14 protein-coding genes and 1 riboswitch are annotated in these 18,383 nt (G+C 63.4%); of the genes, 5 read left to right on the top strand and 9 right to left on the bottom strand.

The window, feature by feature from the left end:
• The first annotated feature begins 37 nt into the window (after positions 1 to 37).
• Positions 38 to 991, top strand: coding sequence for a 4-hydroxybenzoate octaprenyltransferase (ubiA, locus tag B5M41_RS04430; protein ID WP_134646069.1), 954 nt, complete (start codon positions 38 to 40; stop codon positions 989 to 991).
• Positions 992 to 994: 3 nt separating this feature from the next.
• Here the strand turns inward: ubiA and B5M41_RS04435 are convergent, their stop codons facing one another.
• Positions 995 to 1,156: a hypothetical protein gene (locus tag B5M41_RS04435; protein WP_167718751.1), complete on the bottom strand. Its 162-nt coding sequence runs from the start codon at positions 1,154 to 1,156 to the stop codon at positions 995 to 997.
• Between the two features lie 150 nt (positions 1,157 to 1,306).
• Entirely contained in the window at positions 1,307 to 1,870 is a 564-nt protein-coding gene (locus B5M41_RS04440) for a DUF6101 family protein (RefSeq protein ID WP_134646067.1), read from the bottom strand.
• Between the two features lie 285 nt (positions 1,871 to 2,155).
• Here B5M41_RS04440 and B5M41_RS04445 point away from each other — a divergent pair, with 285 nt between their 5' ends.
• Positions 2,156 to 4,738: a DUF1217 domain-containing protein gene (locus B5M41_RS04445; RefSeq protein ID WP_461675918.1), complete on the top strand. Its 2,583-nt coding sequence runs from the start codon at positions 2,156 to 2,158 to the stop codon at positions 4,736 to 4,738.
• A gap of 2 nt (positions 4,739 to 4,740) precedes the next feature.
• Here B5M41_RS04445 and B5M41_RS04450 read toward each other — a convergent pair whose 3' ends face one another.
• Together B5M41_RS04450 and B5M41_RS04455 are read right to left on the bottom strand one after the other, a co-directional pair.
• Positions 4,741 to 6,171: an FAD-binding oxidoreductase gene (locus tag B5M41_RS04450; protein WP_134646063.1), complete on the bottom strand. Its 1,431-nt coding sequence runs from the start codon at positions 6,169 to 6,171 to the stop codon at positions 4,741 to 4,743.
• 72 nt (positions 6,172 to 6,243) lie between these two features.
• Positions 6,244 to 7,218 (bottom strand): L-threonylcarbamoyladenylate synthase, encoded by a 975-nt coding sequence (locus B5M41_RS04455; protein WP_134646061.1) that lies wholly within the window; start codon positions 7,216 to 7,218, stop codon positions 6,244 to 6,246.
• Between the two features lie 157 nt (positions 7,219 to 7,375).
• Between B5M41_RS04455 and B5M41_RS04460 the strand changes: the two genes are divergently transcribed.
• The gene (locus tag B5M41_RS04460) at positions 7,376 to 8,440 is read left to right on the top strand and encodes a diguanylate cyclase domain-containing protein (protein ID WP_167718748.1); all 1,065 of its coding nucleotides are present in this window, start codon (positions 7,376 to 7,378) and stop codon (positions 8,438 to 8,440) included.
• Positions 8,441 to 8,459: 19 nt separating this feature from the next.
• Here the strand turns inward: B5M41_RS04460 and B5M41_RS04465 are convergent, their stop codons facing one another.
• Positions 8,460 to 9,074 carry a DUF6656 family protein gene (locus B5M41_RS04465; RefSeq protein WP_134646057.1) on the bottom strand — a complete coding sequence of 205 codons (615 nt, stop codon included), beginning with the start codon at positions 9,072 to 9,074 and terminating at the stop codon, positions 8,460 to 8,462.
• Between the two features lie 295 nt (positions 9,075 to 9,369).
• Positions 9,370 to 9,623: riboswitch (cobalamin riboswitch) on the top strand.
• A gap of 107 nt (positions 9,624 to 9,730) precedes the next feature.
• Here B5M41_RS04465 and B5M41_RS04470 point away from each other — a divergent pair.
• Together B5M41_RS04470 and B5M41_RS04475 are read left to right on the top strand one after the other, a co-directional pair.
• Positions 9,731 to 10,975 carry an aromatic ring-hydroxylating oxygenase subunit alpha gene (locus B5M41_RS04470; RefSeq protein WP_134646055.1) on the top strand — a complete coding sequence of 415 codons (1,245 nt, stop codon included), beginning with the start codon at positions 9,731 to 9,733 and terminating at the stop codon, positions 10,973 to 10,975.
• Position 10,976: 1 nt separating this feature from the next.
• Positions 10,977 to 12,080 carry an FAD-binding oxidoreductase gene (locus B5M41_RS04475; RefSeq protein WP_134646053.1) on the top strand — a complete coding sequence of 368 codons (1,104 nt, stop codon included), beginning with the start codon at positions 10,977 to 10,979 and terminating at the stop codon, positions 12,078 to 12,080.
• 80 nt (positions 12,081 to 12,160) lie between these two features.
• On the opposite strand, the gene lysS is transcribed toward B5M41_RS04475, so the two are convergent.
• The 4 genes from lysS to B5M41_RS04495 form a co-directional block, all read right to left on the bottom strand.
• Positions 12,161 to 13,657 (bottom strand): lysine--tRNA ligase, encoded by a 1,497-nt coding sequence (lysS, locus tag B5M41_RS04480; RefSeq protein ID WP_134646051.1) that lies wholly within the window; start codon positions 13,655 to 13,657, stop codon positions 12,161 to 12,163.
• A gap of 183 nt (positions 13,658 to 13,840) precedes the next feature.
• Positions 13,841 to 15,310: a glutamate--tRNA ligase gene (gene gltX, locus B5M41_RS04485; RefSeq protein ID WP_134646049.1), complete on the bottom strand. Its 1,470-nt coding sequence runs from the start codon at positions 15,308 to 15,310 to the stop codon at positions 13,841 to 13,843.
• Positions 15,311 to 15,438: 128 nt separating this feature from the next.
• On the bottom strand, positions 15,439 to 17,211 hold the full coding sequence (locus tag B5M41_RS04490; protein ID WP_134646047.1) for an SLC13 family permease: 1,773 nt from the start codon (positions 17,209 to 17,211) through the stop codon (positions 15,439 to 15,441).
• 304 nt (positions 17,212 to 17,515) lie between these two features.
• On the bottom strand, positions 17,516 to 18,268 hold the full coding sequence (locus B5M41_RS04495; protein ID WP_134646045.1) for a TerC family protein: 753 nt from the start codon (positions 18,266 to 18,268) through the stop codon (positions 17,516 to 17,518).
• Positions 18,269 to 18,383 lie beyond the last annotated feature (115 nt).

Genomic DNA, 18,383 nt, shown 5'->3' on the forward strand with positions numbered 1-18,383 from the left:
CGCTTGACCGGAACGTGAGCGCTTGCGATCAAGGTGCATGATCACCACCTCGACCGATTCCGGCCGCGTCGCCGACGCACCGTCCAACAACTGGGTCTATCGCGTGCTGCCGCGCGCGCTCTGGCCCTATGCGCAGCTTGCCCGCTGGGACCGGCCGATCGGCTGGCAGCTGCTCATGTGGCCGTGCTTCTGGTCGGCTGCGCTCGCCGCCAATGTCGCGGCCGCCGCCGGGACGTTCGACTGGACGCGCTTCGTCTTCCATCTCGTGCTGTTCTTCATCGGCTCGGTGGCGATGCGCGGTGCGGGCTGCACCTATAACGACCTCGTCGACCACGATATCGACAATGCGGTGGCGCGCACCCGCTCGCGCCCGCTGCCATCCGGTCGCGTCACGCGCCGGCAGGCGAAGGTGTTCATGCTCCTGCAGACGCTGGTCGGCCTCGTCGTGCTGCTGCAATTCAACCGCTTCGCCGTGCTGCTTGCCATCGCCTCGTTGCTGATCGTCGCGATCTATCCCTTTGCGAAGCGCTTCACGGACTGGCCGCAGTTCTTTCTCGGCATGGCGTTTTCCTGGGGTGCGCTGATGGGCTGGGCCGCCGAATTCGGCACGCTCTCCCTGGCTGCCGGCACCCTCTATGTCGCCGCCATCGCCTGGACGGTGGGCTATGACACGATCTACGCCCATCAGGACAAGGAAGACGATGCGCTGATCGGCGTGCGCTCCACCGCGCGCCTGTTCGGCGATCGGACCAAGCAATGGCTGGTCGCTCTTTACGGTCTGACGGTCGCACTCATCGCCGTCTCGTTCTGGCTTGCCGGCGTCGGCATCGTCGCCTGGCTGGGGCTCGTCGTCGCGGCTTTCATGCTGGCCTGGCAGATCAGGACGCTCGACATCGACGATCCGGAGCAGTGTCTGGCGCTCTTCAAGTTCAACGGCGTCGTCGGCCTCAGCATCTTCCTCGCGCTGGCCGTCGCCATTCCTTTCGCCTGATCCTTAGCCCCGGCGCGCACTGTTCTGCGGGCAAAGGCCCGTGCGGCGGAGCGTTGCGGGATGCATGGCCAGCTCGAAGCCGCGGCGGGGCGGCCGGCCGTGCGAGACGAGGGCTGCATCCGCCTTGCGCAGATGGATGAGGAGTGTGGTGAAGAGCTTTGCCATGTGATCCGTCCCTTGCGCTCGTTTCCGGCCGGGCCGGCGTTGACGCTATGTGGCATGGAGGGGCGGAGACGGCTGTTCCTGCGGGAACAGGGGGGCGCGAAAAAGCCGGCCGCAGGGAACGGCCGGCTTTTCATGGAGGTCAGCGCATGCTCAACGGCGGGCGATGATTTCCCGTCCGTCGATCTTCATCTGGACGCCGAGCTTGCCCGTCGTGCGGCGCACGAGGAAACGCGGACGGCGGTCCGCAAAGTAGGAATGGCGGCGGCGCGGCTTGGCCGGGCGGCTGCCGACGGTGAGGTTTTCATCGAGGGGCCGGGCGATGCCGTCGGCCTCCACCATCAGCATCGGAATGCGGTAGGCATCCGACCAGCTGCGCCAGTCGGCGGCGATATCGCAAAGATCGTGCGCCACCAGCAGCGGAATGCAGAGATCCGGGTCGTCGTGGTGGAGTTCGAGGGTAACGGTCACGTCGCCGTTGCCATGGTCGATGGCGCGCGCGGCGACGCCCTTGAAGGCGCGGGCAGGCAGCGCGATGGAAAGCGGAAGCCCGCTCGACGGCAGGACCTTGCGCAAAACGGCGCCGCGCTCGTCGAGGGTGATGGTGGCATCGGTTCCCTCGGCGCGCAGCTCGAACGATACCTGCTGCGGGAAGCGCTTGGGATCGAGCCGGAGCGTGTTGCCGGCCCATGCCGGCTTGGAAACGGTATTCAGCATGTCTTTCACCCTTGTTTTCCTTGAGAGCCGGTTTCCGGTCTTCTCATCGGGACTTTTCGTCCTCTGAGGGCGAGAATAGGCGCAGCCCCTTCCGAGCCGCTTAAAAATTGCGGTTAAGAAAACTTTGCGGTTCCCGATGGTTAGCAAAACCGAACCGGCTAGGGTTTCGAACTTATGAATGCCGGCGGCGCGATGTGTGGCGCGCCAGCCCGACAGGCCGGGGCAAGGCTCGGCAGCGAAAATGACGCCGATCGGCTTGCCGATGACTGGAAGGAACGGTTCCCGATGCTGTCGACCTATACGAGCTACAACCTCATCGCGAAGGACCTGTTGAAGTCGCTGAACCGAACGGCGGCGGAGACGGTCAATGCGCGCGACGCCGCCTATTACAAGGAGAATATCGGCAAGGTTACCTCGGTCGACGCGTTCCTCGATGATCACCGGCTCTACTCCTATGCGGTCAAGGCCTATGGCCTGGACGACATGGGCTATGCCAAGGCCTTCATGCGCAAGGTGCTCGACAGCGACCTCGCCGATCCCAACAGCTTTGCCAACAAGCTGACGGACGAGCGCTACCGGAACTTCGCAAGCGCCTTCACCTTCAACACCTCCACGACGGCGACGGCCCAGACCGAGGCGCAGCTCGATGAGGTCATCGGCCTCTATACGGCGGGCGCCGCCAATGCCGGAGCGGCGATCAAGGAAGAGAGCCGGTACTACAACGCCGTGATCGATCAGGTCACAAACGTCGATCAGCTTCTCAACAATGACCGGCTGCGAAGCTATGTCTTCACGGCCTTCGGTATCGATCCCAAGACATACTCGCGCGAGGCCGTGCGTGGGGCGCTGTCGAGCGACCTGAACGATCCGTCCAGTTACATCAACACACAGTTCGGTGGTGGCGTAACGGCGGCGCAGGAGGCCAGGCAGGTGGCGAGCGATGCACTGGCGCCGCTACAGCTGCGCGAGACGCATCTCGCCCGTATCACCAAGCTCGAAACCGATATTCCGGCCTTGCAGACGCAGATCACCGATCTGGATGCCGAGATCGCCCGGCTTTCGACCAATCCGGATGGGCTTGGCGCCGCGGAGCTGCAGGCGCTCATCGACAGCAAGGAGGCGGCGAAGGCAACCCTCCAGACCCGCCGGTCGGATTACCAGGCCGAACTGGTCGAAAAGCAGGCCGCCGTGGCCGATCTCGATGCGGTGCTGGTTCCGCGCGCGGAGGCGGCGTCCCGCATCGCGTCGCTCAAGACGGAAATCGCGCGTCAGGACACGATCATTTCGAGCGCCAACAAGTACTTCATGCTCGCGGCAGCTTTCAACTTCGCAGCGGACGGGACGGCGGCGCCCGGAACGGTTCAGGATGCCAGCCAGAAGACGAGCACGCAGGAACTCTACACGCTTTCCAATCCGCGTGTGACGACGGCCGCGGCGCTGATCCATCAGGACTACTTCGAAAGCCGGATCGGCAGCATCACCACCGCGCAGGAACTCGCCGACGACGCGCGTCTCGTCTCCTATCTCAAGGTCGCCTATGGGCTCGACAAGCTGTCGGTCGGCAGCCTGACGATCCGCAACATCATCACGAGCGATCCGGATCCGGACAACCCGTCGAGCTATATCAATGCCTTCGGCGGTGCCGACAAGGCGAAATACATCGCGCTGCGGGCGGCCTTCAATTTCCAGGAAGACGGTACGCTTGCGGCAGGCGACAGCGCCCAGACGGCGACACAGACCGCGAAAACCGCCAGCGCTTATCTCACACATTACAATGACAAGGACGAAGAGGCCGACGAACTCGCCATCAAGCGCTTCAAGGGGCAGATCGGCGCGGTGAAGACCGTGCAGGACTTCCTGGGCGAGTCCACGCTCTACAGCTTCGCGTTGAAGGCCTTCGGCATCGATCCGGCCAAGGTCTCGGCGTTTACGATCAAGAATGTGCTGAAAAGCGATCTCAACGATCCGAAAAGCTACGTGTATCAATTGAAGGACGAGCGCTTCGTCGAACTGGCGAAGGCGTTCAATTTCGGGCCGGACGGCAATGTCACGGCTCCAAAGCTGGCACAGTCGGAAGCCGAAATTCTCGTGATGTCGCGCGCCTATCTCACGGCGAAATCCCGTTTCGGCACGAAAGACGACAAGGAACTGGCGCAGAAGGAGGCGGAATATTACTCCGCCCAGATGCAGAAGGTGGAGACCGTCAAGGAATTCCTGTCGGACGAACGCCTCGTGGCTTTCGTGCTCACGGCAAACGGGATCGACACCCAAAGCGTCGATGCGGAGTTCATGGCGAAGATCTTCACCTCCGATCTCGACGACCCCAAGAGCTTCGTGAACCAGCAGTCCAATCGCGCCTACCGCAAGATGGTCGCTTCCTTCAACTTCAATGCCGATGGCAGGGTCGTGCAGCCGGACGTCGATGCCGTGCAGTCGCGGCGCGGCATCTACGAGACCATCGACAGCCATGTCCGGCAGATGCTGGAAGAGGAAGCGGGCAGCGACAATGCCGGCGTGCGCCTCGCACTCTATTTCGAGCGCAAGGCTCCATCGGTCGGCAGCGCCTACGACATCCTTGCCGACGACGCGCTGTTTGCGGTCTTCAAGACACTGTTCCAATTGCCCGATGAGGTCGGCAGCGCCAACATCGATGCGCAGGCCGACATGATCAAGCGCCATCTCGACCTGAAGGACCTGCAGGACCCGGAAAAGGTGTCCAAGATGATCGTGAAGTTCTCGGTGCTCTACGATCTGGACAATCAGGCCACGACCGATCCCGCCCTGTCGGTGCTGACCAGCAATGGTTCGGCCGGTATCAGCGCCGATCTCATGATGTCGCTGGCGCAGCTGCGCACCGGCGGCGCCTGACGTCAGGCCTTCAGGACCTTTCCGGGGTTCATGATGCCGGCGGGGTCGAAGGCGCGCTTGACCCTGCGCATCAGGTCCATCTCGATCGGCGCGCGCACCGCGGCAAGCTCGTCGCGCTTCAATTGGCCGATGCCATGCTCGGCTGAAATCGAGCCGTGGTATTTCAGCACGATGCCGTGGACGAGGTGGTTGATTTCCCGCCAACGGTCCAGGAACGCCTGCTTGTCGGCGCCGATGGGCTGGGAGATGTTGTAATGGATATTGCCGTCGCCCATGTGCCCGAAGGAGCAGATGCGCGCGCCGGGAATGGCCGCCATGACGGCGGCGTCCGCTTCCGCCATGAAGTCCGGGATGGCGGAAACCGGCACCGAGACATCGTGCTTGATCGATCCGCCTTCCGGCTTCTGCGCCGGCGACATGCTTTCGCGCATGTGCCAGAGCGCCTTGCGCTGTTCCTCGCTTGCCGCGACCACCGCATCCTCGACCAGCCCGGCTTCCAAACCTTCGGACAGAAGCGCCTCCATCATGCGCGTGGCGGTCTCGGCGGCATCGGAGGTCGAGATGTCGATCAGGACATACCAGTCATGCGCGGTGGCGAGCGGGTCGCGGACGCCTGGAATGTGCCGTGTGGTGAAGTCGACGCCGAGGCGCGGCATCAGTTCGAACCCGGTAAGCGCGGTACCGCACCGGCTGGAAGCGCGTTCGAACAGCGCCAGCGCGTCCTTGACCGATTTCAGCCCGGCGAAGGCGACTTCGTGGCCGAGTGGACGGGGAAACAGCTTGAGCACAGCGCCGGTGATGACGCCGAGCGTGCCCTCCGCGCCGATGAAGAGGTCGCGCAGATCGTAGCCCGTATTGTCCTTCTTGAGGCGACGCAGCCCGTTCCAGATCTCGCCTGTCGGCAAAACGACCTCGAGCCCGAGGCAGAGCTGGCGCATGCCGCCATAGGCGAGCACGGCGGTGCCGCCGGCATTGGTGGAAAGGTTGCCGCCGATCTGGCAGGAGCCCTCCGAGCCGAGCGACAGCGGAAAGAGCCGGCCCACCGCCTCGGCTTGCGCCTGGATGTCGGCCAGGACGCAGCCGCCGTCGGCGACGATGACATCGCCCACCGGATCGACATCGCGAATGCGGTTGAGGCGGGAGAGCGAGAGCACGACGTCGGCGGCCCCTTCACGCGGGACGCTTCCGCCGACATGGCCGGTGTTGCCCCCCTGCGGCACGATCGCCGTGCGCGTTTCCGTGGCGAGCGCCAGGATATCGGCGACCTCCTGCACGGTTCCGGGCCGCAGCACCAGCGGCGAGACACCGTGATACAGGCCGCGGCTTTCGATCAGGTAGGGGGCGATATCGCCATCGTCGACAAGGGCGTGTGCCGGGCCGACGATGGCGGCGAACCGCGCGATGAGGTCGGGGGAAAGGGTCGCCTGGATCATGCGTCGTCGTTCCTTCCTGTGCATCTCCCGCCCACACGCATGGCATCGGCGCCGGGGAATGCCGTCATAAATCTAGCCGCGCGGCGCGGCGGCCCGTTGCAGGCGGTCGTTGATGGCCTCGCCGAGGCCGGTCTCCGGGATCGGCGAGAAGGCGATGGAGCCGGCACCGGTCGCGTCCGCACGCTTCATATAGCCGAACAGGTTGGCGGCGGCTTCGGCCAGGTTGCCGGCCGGGCTCAGATCCAGCACGAGTGCTGCGGCGTCCTCGCCGGGAAGCGGTGCGCCGCCGAAGCGAATGAGCACTTCGCCCGGTTTGACGTCGCTTGCGTCAAGCCGCACGGGCGCCACGGGTGCATAGTGCGAGGCCAGCATGCCGGGGGCCTCGATGGCGGCACCGGCCTTTTCGTTGCGCTGGACGCGCCGGCCGGTCACGCGTTCGATTTCGCTGACATCGAGGCCGCCCGGCCGCAACAGACGGATCGCGTCGCCCTCGACCTTGAGGATGGTGGATTCGAGCCCGACCGCCGCCGGACCGCCGTCGAGAACCAGTTCCAGCCTGTCCCCGAAGTCATCGGCGACGTGGCGGGCCGTCGTCGGGCTGATCCTGCCTGACGTGTTGGCGCTGGGTGCCGCCAGCGGCCGGCCGAAGGCGGTGAGCAGACGGCTTGCAAAGCCCGCCGGCACGCGGATGCCGACCGTATCCAGGCCGGCACGCGCCAGCGGATGGATGGCGCTTTCGGGACGGATCGGCACAATGAGCGTCAGCGGTCCCGGCCAGAAGGCTTGCGCGAGTGCCCGCGACAGGGGATCGAAGACCGCGTGTTGCTCCGCCATCGCGAGATCGGCCATGTGGCAGATCAGGGGGTTGAAGCGCGGCCTGCCCTTCATTTCATAGATGCGGGTGATCGCCAGCGGGTCGGTGGCGTCGGCTGCCAGGCCGTAGACCGTTTCCGTGGGAATGGCGACGGGCACGCCGCGGGACAGGGCCTCGCAGGCGCGCTCCAGGGCTGCCGCCGCATCCGTCCTCGTGTCCACGATATCAGCCATTTCGCGCTTCCGTTTCGTCGGCTTCCTTTACAGGGCTTTGGCGGCGAATGCCAAGAGGCCAGCCCATTGCCTAAAATTGGAGCGACCTGATTAGACTGGCCGTAAGGGCGCACTGATATGCCTGATGGTAACAGGTTGTGCCCACAGGTTCCGGTTGATGACACACAAGAAATCCTCCACGATCGATGTTGCGCTGCGCGTTGCGACGGCCATGAAGCAGATGGGCATCGAGGGCCTGCCGCGAAACTACGAGCTGGTTTACGAGGCCTACGCGGGCAACAACCCCGACCTCGTGCGCGAGTTCATTGCGCTCGGCAAGTACAAGACCCAGGCGGGGCTCGACGAGCTTGGGCGCAAATACCTGCCGCATCAGCACGAGGCGAGCGTACTGCAGCGCTCGGCGGGCGCGATCACCAACGAGATGGCCAATTTCATGGACCTGCTCGGCCAGGAGCGCGCCTCGCTTTCCGACTATGGCCGCCTGATCGGCGAAGCGTCGCAGGTGATCCGCAATGCCAGCGGCATGGGCGAGGGCGCGCTCGGCACTTCGCTCGAGGCGCTCCAGCGGGCAACGGAGCTGCGTGTCACGCACACGGCGGAAATGGAGAAGAAGGTCGCGGCGCAATCGGTCGTAATGGACGGCATCCAGAAGGAGATGGCGGAATTCGAGGCGATGAAGTTCATCGATCCGCCGACGAAACTCGGCAATCGCCGGGCCTTCAACAAGGCGCTTGCCGGCGTCTATGCCAATGCCGAACTGCCCATGCTGTGCGGCGTCGCCATCGCCGAGGTCGATGCAGGACGGCGCTTTTCTCCCGCGCAGATCGAGGCGCTTTCGGATCACCTTGTGACCTTCTATGGCGGCCTCATTCGCCAGGTGTTCCCCGGTGAAGACCTCGCCGTCCGTTTCGATGGCCTGCGCTTCGGGTTCTTGTTCCACACGGGGGACGAAGCCGAGGTGTTGCGGCTCATCGATCAGTTGCGCAATACGTTCGAGACGGTGGCGCTGCGCGATCCGCGCACGGGCCGCAATCTCGGCCATCTGACCCTGTCCGCCGGTGTCTGCATGGCCGACCGGGCCGATAGCGCGCTGGCTCTGTCATCGGCCTGCGAGCAGGCATTGGCGGAGGCGCGGGCTGGCGGCGGTGACAGGGTCGTCGTGCATGGACCGGGCGTATCCGCCGCTTCCGGTCGTGACTGGATGCTCTACCGGGCGTCTTGAGCCAACGGTCGCTGCCCCGCTACATCGCCCGGATGATCTTGCGCAGCGCCTCGTTGCCTGCGCCAAGCATGAGAACGTTCTTCATCGCCAGCTTCGGGTCATCGGTGCGAAACAGCACGCCGTTTCCGCGTATCTTGCTGTCGATCCTGAGCCGTCCGGCTTCTTCCGCAGGCATGATGGCGACGGCGAAGTACATGCGGCCCGGCGTGTGGGAGATGCTATCGAAAAACTGCTCGCCGTGGTCGCTGTCGGCGCCGATCTCGGCCTGGAAATTGGCCATGTAGAAGGCCCACTGAACATTCTCGAATTCGGCAAAGCGGGACTTGGCGACGGTGATGTGGCAATAGCCGAGATGCGGCGTGCCGGCGAGCGTTCGGTGAAAGATCAGGCGGGGAAACTGGATGGACTGGTGGAAGCGGTTGATACGGCCGTGGGTGATGCTGCCGGCCCGTTCCAGCTTGCGGCCGGTGCGCTCGGCGACTTCTTCGTAGCTGAGATACCGCTTTTCCGTAGCGCTCCAGGTCGGCGTGCGATCGATCCGCCCCGTGCGCAGGAATTCGGTATGCGCGGATCGGGGCGGGTTCGCGCGCTTGAAGGCGACAGCGTCGTAGTATCGGAAACCTGTCTGCTGCACCCGTCGCACCCCATCGTCGCGCCTTTATCGACGAAAGAGTATGGAAACGTCGTTAAGCTTTCCTTTCCGACAGCGTGCCGTTTCCAGATGCACCCTTTGTGGTCGCAATATGACAACCTGACGTCATGTGGCAGTCCGCTGCCAAAACTATACGCATAGCGCCGCAAAATTAGGCTCATCGCATTGAAACCTTTGGCTTAATGAAAGCGATTCAGATGGAACCCCTGCAAAGGCGGCTGTCGTCAAAACATGATGGCATGTCGTTTTCCGGCATGCCGCCCGGACATTCTTGCGGTTAGATAAGAACACTCAAGGTGCCCGCCTCCAAGGGAGGGGTGGAGAATTGGGAAGCCGGTTTAAATCCGGCGCTGCCCCCGCAACGGTGTTGGAGCAAGGTGCAGCAGGAAGCCACTGGACGGGAGGTCCGGGAAGGCGCTGCACCAGGTCCGGAAGGCATGGTCCCAGACGAGCCGCGAGGCTTTCTGTCCGGATCATGATCGGCCAAGGACACTCCTCAGCCCGGAAACCAGCCTGGAGTAACGATCGTGACTGGCTGCGGCGGGCGGCCGGGAAGCGTGCAGACCGTGCGGCTTGCCGCCCGGATGCCGTCTCCTCAGCGCGCCTCGGCAAATTATTGGATATTCTGAGGATCCGGCATGGACATTCACAGCGACGTGCTCCGCAAGCTCAAGAACCGGCGCGAAGGCCACAGCCTCGAGCAGGCTTTCTACATCGACCCCGATTACTACAAGCTCGATCTTGAGACGATCTGGTACCGCGACTGGCTGTTCATCGGCCACGACTGCGAGATCCCCAAGTCCGGCAACTATTTCACGGTGCAGGTGGGCGATTATCCCGTCGTCGTCACCCGCGACCGGACCGGCACCGTTCGCGCCCTTCACAATTCCTGCCGCCATCGCGGCTCGCGCGTGTGCACGCAGCACAAGGGCTCTTCCGCCAAGCTCGTCTGTCCCTACCACCAGTGGACCTACGAACTCGACGGTTCGCTGCTCTTCGCGCGCCACATGGCCGAGGATTTCGACAAGACCCAGCACGGCCTGAAGCAGATCCACTGCCAGACGGTCGGCGGCTATATCTTCATCTGCCTTGCCGACGAGGCGCCCGATTTCGCGCCGTTCCGCAATCTCGTCGATCCCTATCTCGCCCGCCACCGCCTCGGCGAGACGAAGGTCGCTTTCGAGAGCACGATCATCGAGAAGGGCAACTGGAAGCTCGTTTGGGAAAACAACCGCGAGTGCTACCACTGCGCCGCCAACCATCCGGAACTCTGCCGCACCTATCCCGAAGCGCCGAGCGCGACGGGCGTACAGGGCGCCAAGGATGATCCTGTCATCGCGGAGCACTGGGCGAAGTGCGAAGCCGCCGGCCTGCCGAGCGAGTTCAAGATCTCGCCCTCCGGCCAGTTCCGTGCCGCCCGCATGCCGCTCATCCAGGATGCCGAGAGCTACACCATGTCCGGCGCGCGCGCCGTGCAGCGGCCGCTGTCGAGCGACGTGCTGGAAAGCCATATCGGCACGCTGCTGCTCTTCCATTACCCGACGACCTGGAACCATGTGCTGGCCGATCACGCCATCACCTTCCGCGTCCTGCCGCTCGGCCCCGAGCTGACGCAGGTCACGACGAAGTGGCTGGTCAACAAGGATGCGGTCGAGGGCGTGGATTACCGGCTCGACGAGCTTACGCATGTCTGGACGGAAACCAACGACCAGGACCGCCGGATCGTCGAGGAAAACGCCTTCGGCATTCGCTCGCCGGCCTACCAGCCCGGCCCCTACTCGCCCGAAGACGAGGGCGGCGTGATGCAGTTCGTCGAGTGGTACACCAACTTCATGGTGGAGCGGCTCGACGGTGCCAAGAAGCCGCTGTCGCGGGTCGCCTGACATGACGGCCACGAGCGATTTCCGCCATTTCGACGAACTCCAGCCGTGGAACGATCGCCAGCATATGCTGGAGTGCATCGCCGTCACGGTGGAGACGGCTGATGTGATGACCTTCACCTTCCGTTCCGATCGCGACAACTGGTTCCGGTACCTGCCGGGCCAGTTCGTCACGTTGGAATTGCCGGTCTCGGAAGACGATCCCGTCATGCGGACCTATACGCTGTCTTCGACGCCTTCGCGTCCCTTCTCCGTCGCGGTGACGGTGAAGGCGCAGAAGAACTCGATCGGCACGCGCTGGATGTTCGATCATCTGCGTCCCGGCATGAAGCTGAAGGCCTTCGGCCCACTCGGCGATTTCTCCTTCGTGCGCTATCCCGCGGAAAAGTACCTCTTCATCTCGGCCGGCTCCGGCGTGACGCCGATGATGTCGATGACGCGGTGGATGTCGGACTGCAGCCCGCAATCGGATGTCGCCTTCGTCACCTGCGCCCGCAAGCCGGAAGACCTGCTGTTCAAGGCGGAGCTCGAATGTCTCGCGGCCCAGATGCCCAACCTGTCGCTGGGCTTCGTCGTGGAAGGCCACAATCCGCGTGACGGATGGCATGGCGTGCGCGGCCGTATCGATGCGGCCCGGCTGTCGCTGCTGGCACCCGATTTCCGTGACCGCACCGTCTTCTGCTGCGGCCCGGAACCCTTCATGCGTGGCGTGCGCGACATGCTCAAGGTCTGCGGCTTCAACATGGACCGCTACCACGAGGAAAGCTTCCAGCCGGCGGCCGCGCCGGCGCCGGAGGAAATCGCGATCCGTGCGGGTGCGGGTGAGCAGGAGGTCGATGCCAACGCGGTCTCGACCGTCACCTTCACCATGGCGGGCAAGGATGCGAAATGCCCGCCCGGCCAGACGATCCTCCAGACGGCGCGATCGGCCGGGGTGCGTATCGGCGCGGCCTGCGAAGGCGGCCTGTGCGGCACCTGCCGGGTGATGAAGATTTCCGGCGAGGTCGAGATGAACCACAATGGCGGCATTCTCGATGATGAAATCGAGGAAGGCTACATCCTTGCCTGCTGCTCGCGGCCGATCGGCGACGTTTCGATCGAAGCGTAAGGCAGCACTGCACGATCTCGATAAAAAGCCCCGTCACCGGCCGGTGACGGGGCTTTGTGTTTTCGGATTATGATCCGGCCTCAGTCCGCCTTTGCGCGGCGGGCCGGGAAGAGGATGACGTCGCGGATCGACGGGGCGTTGGTGAGCAGCATGATCAGGCGGTCCACGCCGATACCGAGGCCGCCGGCGGGCGGCATGCCCTGGTCGATCGCATCCAGGAACTCGTCGTCGAGCTGCTTGTCCTTCTCGCCGCGGGCATGGGCCTGGTTGAGCTGCTCGACCATGCGGGCGCGCTGCTCTTCCGGATCGTTGAGTTCGGAGAAGGCATTGCCGAGTTCCCAGGCGTTGCAATAAGTCTCGAAACGCTCGACGAGGCGCGGCTCACCCGGCACTTCCTTGGCGAAGGGCGAGATGTCCTTCGGGAAATGGGTGACATGGCTCGGCTGGATCAACGTGCCCTCGACCTTCTCTTCGAAGATGAAGGCAAGGCACTCGCCCCAGGTCCAGTCCTTTTCGACTTCGAAGCCGGCCGCCTTGGCCGCGGCGCGGGCTTCCTCGTCCGTTTTGATGGCCAGGAAGTCGATGCCGGTCGCTTCCTTGACCGCATCGGGCATCGGCACACGCTTGAACGGGCCCTTGAAGGAGAGCTCCTTGTCGCCATAGGCGAATTCGGTCGAGCCGTGAATCTTGACGGCCAGTTCGGCGAAGAGGCGTTCCACGAGGTCCATGATGTCCTCGTAGTCGGCATAGGCCCAGTAGCACTCCATCATCGTGAATTCGGGATTGTGCCTCGTCGACACGCCCTCATTGCGGAAGTTGCGGTTGATCTCGAACACCTTGTCGGTGAGGCCGGAGACCAGCGTGCGCTTCAAAAACAGTTCCGGCGCGATGCGCAGGTACATGTCGAGCTTCAGCGTGTTGTGGTGCGTCTTGAAGGGCTCGGCCGTCGCGCCGCCGTACACCGAGTGCAGCATGGGCGTCTCGACTTCCATGAAGCCATCGTTTTCCATGAAGCGGCGGATGCCCGAGACGATCTTCGAGCGCTGCTGGAAGCGCAGCTTCGATTCCTCGTTGGTCATGATATCGAGATGGCGCTTGCGGTAGCGGATCTCGACATCCGAAACGCCGTGCCACTTCTCGGGCATCGGCAGCAGCGTCTTCGTCAGCATGACGATCTCCTGCGCGTTGATCGTCAGCTCGCCGCGCTTGGTGCGGCGCACGGTGCCGGTGACGCCGATAATGTCGCCGATATCGATCATCGGCAGCAGGTCGCGGGCCTCCTGCGGGGTCGTATCCTTGTGGCTGAAGATCTGGATCTTGCCCGAGGCGTCATGGATGTCCATGAACATGCCGGAATTGCGCGAGGAATAGACGCGGCCGGCGACCGTAACGACGTCGCCGCTTTCCGTATCGGGTTCCAGCGTCTCGTATTTGTCTGCCAGTTCCGCATTGGTCATCGTGCGGTGGAAATGCGCCGGATACACATCGCCGATCGTCTTGCGCAGCTGCTCGAGCTTCTGGCGGCGGACTTCCGTCGGATCGGAGGAAAGGGCGGTTTCTGTCTTCGTGTCGGTCATTTTTTCGAACTCTGTTGCGGCGCTTGCCGCGCAATTAATTGCAAAACGCCGCCCCTGGCTACCCCCTCACCCTAACCCTCGCCCCGAGGGGAGAGGGGACTGGAGTGCGTCGTGGGCGCCATATTCCCCTTCTCCCCTCGGGGAGAAGGTGCCGGCAGGCGGATGAGGGGGAACCCCTCTTTCTTACTTCCCGCTACCGACCATCGAGGCCACCACCTGCGCGGCGACCTTGAGGCGCTGGCGCACGACGGAGCGGCCGAGAATGGCCATCGAGTCGAACAGCGGCAGCGAGCGCGACGAACCGGAGACGGCGACGAAGAGCGGGGCGACGACGACCTTCAGCTTCTTGCCGAGCTTGTCGGCGCTGGTGCGCAGTTCCGCCTCGATGCTTTCGACCGTCCATTCCGGCATCTTTTCGAGATCCGGCTGTACCTGGTTCAGCACGTCCAGAATCTCTTCCGGCGTGGACTTCACCTTGGCGAAGGACTCCGGCGTCAGGCCGAGATCGGATTTCAGCAGGAAGCCGGCGAGGTCGGGCAGTTCGCCGAGCTTGGAGATGCGCGACTGCGAGAGCTTCAAGCCCTGGCGGACGCGGTCGTTCTCCATGGCCCATTCCAGCACGCGCTGGGTGAACTGTTCCTCGGTCAGCTGTTCGCGAAGCCAGCGGCCGTTCAGCCAGTCGAGCTTCTGGATGTCGAAGATGGCGCCGGCCTTGGACAGGTTCTCCGGATCGAACTTCTCGGCGAGCTGATCCATGGTCAGCAATTCCTCGCCCTCGGCGATCTGGATGAAGAACAGGCCGAGGAAGTTCATCAGCGCTTCCGGCAGGTAGCCGAGCGCCGAGTAATAGGAGATCGAGGTCGGGTTCTTGCGCTTCGACAGCTTCGACTTGTCGTGATTGCGCATCAGCGACAGGTGCATGAAGACCGGCGGCTCGAGCCCGAGATATTGATAGATCAGGATATGCTTCGGTACGGAGGCGAGCCATTCCTCGCCCCGCGCCACATGGGTGATCTTCATCAGGTGGTCGTCGACCACATTGGCCATGTGGTAGGTCGGCATGCCGTCGGCCTTGAGCAGAACCTGCATGTCGACCGCATCCCACGGGATCTCGACCTCGCCATAGACGCCGTCGACGAACTTGCAGGAGCCTTCGGTCGGGATCTTCATGCGCACGACATGCGGCTCGCCGGCTTCGACGCGACTGGTCACTTCTTCTGCCGAAAGATGCAGGCAGCGGCCGTCATATTTCGGCGGCTTGCCGGCGGCGCGCTGGGCCTCGCGCATCTGCTCCAGCCGCTCGGGCGTGCAGAAACACTTGAAGCCGTGGCCGCTCTCGACGATCTTGTCGACGAAGGGACGGTAGATGTCCTTGCGGTCGGACTGGCGGTAGGGACCGTAGGGTCCGCCGATGTCAGGACCTTCGGACCATTCCAGGCCGCACCATTTCAGCGCATCCAGCACCTTCTGTTCGAACTCCGGCGTGGAGCGCGTGGCGTCCGTATCCTCGATGCGCAGGATGAACGTGCCGTTGTGCTTCTTGGCGAAGAGATAGTTGAACAGCGCGATATAGGCGGTGCCGACATGCGGTTCGCCGGTCGGGGAGGGTGCGATGCGTACGCGAACGCCGGATGCGGTTCCGGAAGTGCTCATGATGTGGCCCGTCTTGACTTATGGAGGGGAGAGCCCGGTTTTGAGCCGTTTCAAACGGCGGAAAGAGGCTTTCCATTGGGCTGGGTGAGACCATATTCAGCCCGGCGCGTCAAGAAAAACTCCGCCTGTTACCGTACGGGCCAGACGGCGAGCAGGGCCGGAACGCTGACGATGACGATGAGGACCGAAAGCGGCAGGCCGACGCGCGGGTAGTCGGAGAACCTGTAGCCGCCCGGCCCCATGACCAGCGTGTTGCACTGGTGGCCGACGGGCGTGAGGAAGTCGCAGCCGGCGCCGATTGCGACCGCCATCAGGAAAGCCTCGGGCCTGTAACCCAGCGTGGCGGCAAAGCTCGCCGCGATCGGGGCCATCACGAGCACGGTGGCGGCATTGTTGAGGAAGGGTGTCACGGCCATCGCTGTGAGCAGGATCAGGGCTATGGCACCGAAGGGCGGCAGGTGCACGGCGACTGCGCCGAGCCATTCGGCGATGAGTTCGCTGGCGCCCGTCGTGCGCAGGCTGTCGGATACGGGAATGAGGGCCGCAAGCATCACGAGGATAGGCCCGTCGAGCGCGGCATAGGCCTCACGCAGCGGCACGGTTTTGAACAGGACCATAGCGACGGCCGCGGCAAAGAATCCCGTCGCGACAGGCACAATCCCAAAAGCGGTGGCCGCCATGGCGGCCACCAGGATCAGCACGGGTATCATGGCGCGCCGCGGCGCACCGAGCAGGATTTCGCGCTGGGCGAGGGGCAGAAGGCCGAGTTCCGGCAGGAGCGATGGCAAGGTGCGGTCGTTGCCCTGGATGACGATGAGGTCGCCGGGGCGCAGGCGCACTTCCGAGAGCTTTTCCCGCAGGCGCTGGCCCTGGCGGCTCACCGCCAGCAGGTTGATGCCATAGGAGTGGAAAAGGCCGATGCTGCGTGCCGAGAGGTCGACAAGGCGCGATTCCGTGCCGACCACCGCCTCGATCGCGCTGATTTCTCCGTCTTCTCCGCGTTCCAGGAGGATCGGCTTGCCGGAGAGCGCGAGCCCTGCCGCCGAAACCACCTTGTCGAGCCCGCCGGCCGTGCCTTCCATCAAGATGGTGTCGTGGGCCTGCAGGACGATGTCGGGCAGCGGCCGCAGATGGGCATTGCCGCGGATGACGGCGGTCGCGATCACCTCGCCGTCGCCATTGCGCAGCACCTCGTTCAGGGATTTGCCGACGGAGGATGAGCCTTCTTCAACCGTCGCATCCGATGAATAGGGAGCGGCCTCCAGCGATTCCTCGATGCTGGCATTGTTGTTGCCGCGCTTCGGCACGATGCGGTTGAAGAACAGCATGAAAAGAATGCCGCAGACGGCAAGCGTCGCGCCGACCGGCGTGAAGTCGAACATTGTGAAGCTCTCGCCGGTGATTTCCTGGCGCATGCGGGACACGACGATGTTGGGCGAGGTGCCGATCTGGGTCATGAGGCCGCCGAGCAACGCCGCGAAGGCCATGGGCATCAGGAATTTCGAAGCGGGCGCGCCGGATTTGCGCGCGAACTGGAAGGCGAGCGGCATCATGATCGCAAGCGCGCCGATATTCTTGATGAAGGCCGAGAGCACCGCGACCGATACGAGCAGAAGGGCAAGCTGGGCGCGCATCGCCGTGAGGTTCGGGAAGAAGCGCTTCACCGCAACGTTGACGATGCCCGAGCGCGCGACGGCCGCGCTCACCAGCAGTGCGCTGCCGACGATGATCACGATGTCGTCGGAGAACCCGGAAAAAGCCTTGTCGAAGGGCACGATGCCGAGCGCCAGCGCAAGAAGCAGCGAACAGCATGCAACCAGATCATACCGGAACCGACCCCACATGAACGCCGCCATCATCAGCGCGATAACGGCGAAGGCGAAGGTCTGCTCTAGGGTCATGTCGGGATCCATGCATGAAGCAAATGTCTGCGGAAATTCCTTCGGAACGGCTGCGGTTCCACCGTGGGCGTGAGAAGATATGCGCCGCTTCTTTCAGGAACAATCCGTCTCCGGCACGGTTTGCAAGGGGAGGGCGGGCCGTGTCAACCGGACCCGACGGCGATGGAGAACACGGGGATTTTTCCGGTTTCTTCCCGTGGCCAACGAAACGGCAGGCGAGCTCCCAACCCGTCCGGTCCGCCTTCGACCTTCATCGGTACCCACAAAAGAAACCGGCGGGATGAATGTCCCGCCGGTTTTTCTGTCAGTGATGGGTGGTGCCCTTGTTTTTCTGCCGTGCCCGGCGAGAAAACATGTTCAGAAGTTCAACGAGAGCCGAGAACGCCATGGCGGCGTAGATGTAGCCCTTAGGCACATGGAAGCCCATGCCTTCGGCAATCAGCGTCGTTCCGATCATCAGCAGGAAGGCGAGCGCCAGCATGACGATGGTCGGGTTCTTCTCGATGAAGTTCGCGAGCGGTGTTGCGGCGAGCAGCATGACAGCCACGGCAAAGACCACGGCGACGACCATGATGGGCAGATGCGGCGTCATGCCGACGGCGGTGATGATGCTGTCGACCGAGAAAACCAGGTCGAGCAACAGGATCTGGCCAATCGCTGCGCCGAAGTTCGTTGCTACCGTGCGGCCGACCATGTCTTCCTTGTGGTCGATAGGGTCCACATTGTGATGGATTTCCTTGGTCGCCTTCCAGACGAGGAAGAGACCACCGGCGATGAGGATGACGTCCTTCCAGGAGAAGCCGTGGCCGAAGAGTTCGAAAATAGGGGTGGTCAGCTTGACGATCCATGCGACCGTGCCCAGCAGGGCGAGGCGCATAACGAGTGCAAGCCCGATGCCGATGCGCCGCGCGCGTTCGCGCTGCTCCACCGGGAGCTTGTTCGTCAGGATCGAGATGAAGATGAGGTTGTCGATGCCGAGGACGACTTCCATCACGATGAGCGTGACGAGTGCGATCCAAGCGGCCGGGTCTTGCATGAGTGCAAGAATGCTGTCCATCCGGTGTGTTCCTCTCCAAGGTACGGTGTGTGAACGGTTCCGTATGTATGAGGAAATTGGCGGCTGACAAGCGGATGAGCCACCCGGCGCACATTATTTCACGAATTCGTTATAA

It is taken from the genome of Shinella sumterensis (assembly GCF_004514425.2).
In the GTDB taxonomy this organism is placed as follows: domain Bacteria; phylum Pseudomonadota; class Alphaproteobacteria; order Rhizobiales; family Rhizobiaceae; genus Shinella; species Shinella sumterensis.

Bases quoted from the DNA above. Each gene is read 5' to 3' on its own strand.
- ubiA (WP_134646069.1), top strand. From the start codon at position 38: ATGATCACCACCTCGACCGATTCCGGCCGCGTCGCCGACGCACCGTCC.
- B5M41_RS04435 (WP_167718751.1), bottom strand. From the start codon at position 1,156: ATGGCAAAGCTCTTCACCACACTCCTCATCCATCTGCGCAAGGCGGAT.
- B5M41_RS04440 (WP_134646067.1), bottom strand. From the start codon at position 1,870: ATGCTGAATACCGTTTCCAAGCCGGCATGGGCCGGCAACACGCTCCGG.
- B5M41_RS04445 (WP_461675918.1), top strand. From the start codon at position 2,156: ATGCTGTCGACCTATACGAGCTACAACCTCATCGCGAAGGACCTGTTG.
- B5M41_RS04450 (WP_134646063.1), bottom strand. From the start codon at position 6,171: ATGATCCAGGCGACCCTTTCCCCCGACCTCATCGCGCGGTTCGCCGCC.
- B5M41_RS04455 (WP_134646061.1), bottom strand. From the start codon at position 7,218: ATGGCTGATATCGTGGACACGAGGACGGATGCGGCGGCAGCCCTGGAG.
- B5M41_RS04460 (WP_167718748.1), top strand. From the start codon at position 7,376: ATGACACACAAGAAATCCTCCACGATCGATGTTGCGCTGCGCGTTGCG.
- B5M41_RS04470 (WP_134646055.1), top strand. From the start codon at position 9,731: ATGGACATTCACAGCGACGTGCTCCGCAAGCTCAAGAACCGGCGCGAA.
- B5M41_RS04475 (WP_134646053.1), top strand. From the start codon at position 10,977: ATGACGGCCACGAGCGATTTCCGCCATTTCGACGAACTCCAGCCGTGG.
- lysS (WP_134646051.1), bottom strand. From the start codon at position 13,657: ATGACCGACACGAAGACAGAAACCGCCCTTTCCTCCGATCCGACGGAA.
- gltX (WP_134646049.1), bottom strand. From the start codon at position 15,310: ATGAGCACTTCCGGAACCGCATCCGGCGTTCGCGTACGCATCGCACCC.
- B5M41_RS04490 (WP_134646047.1), bottom strand. From the start codon at position 17,211: ATGACCCTAGAGCAGACCTTCGCCTTCGCCGTTATCGCGCTGATGATG.
- B5M41_RS04495 (WP_134646045.1), bottom strand. From the start codon at position 18,268: ATGGACAGCATTCTTGCACTCATGCAAGACCCGGCCGCTTGGATCGCA.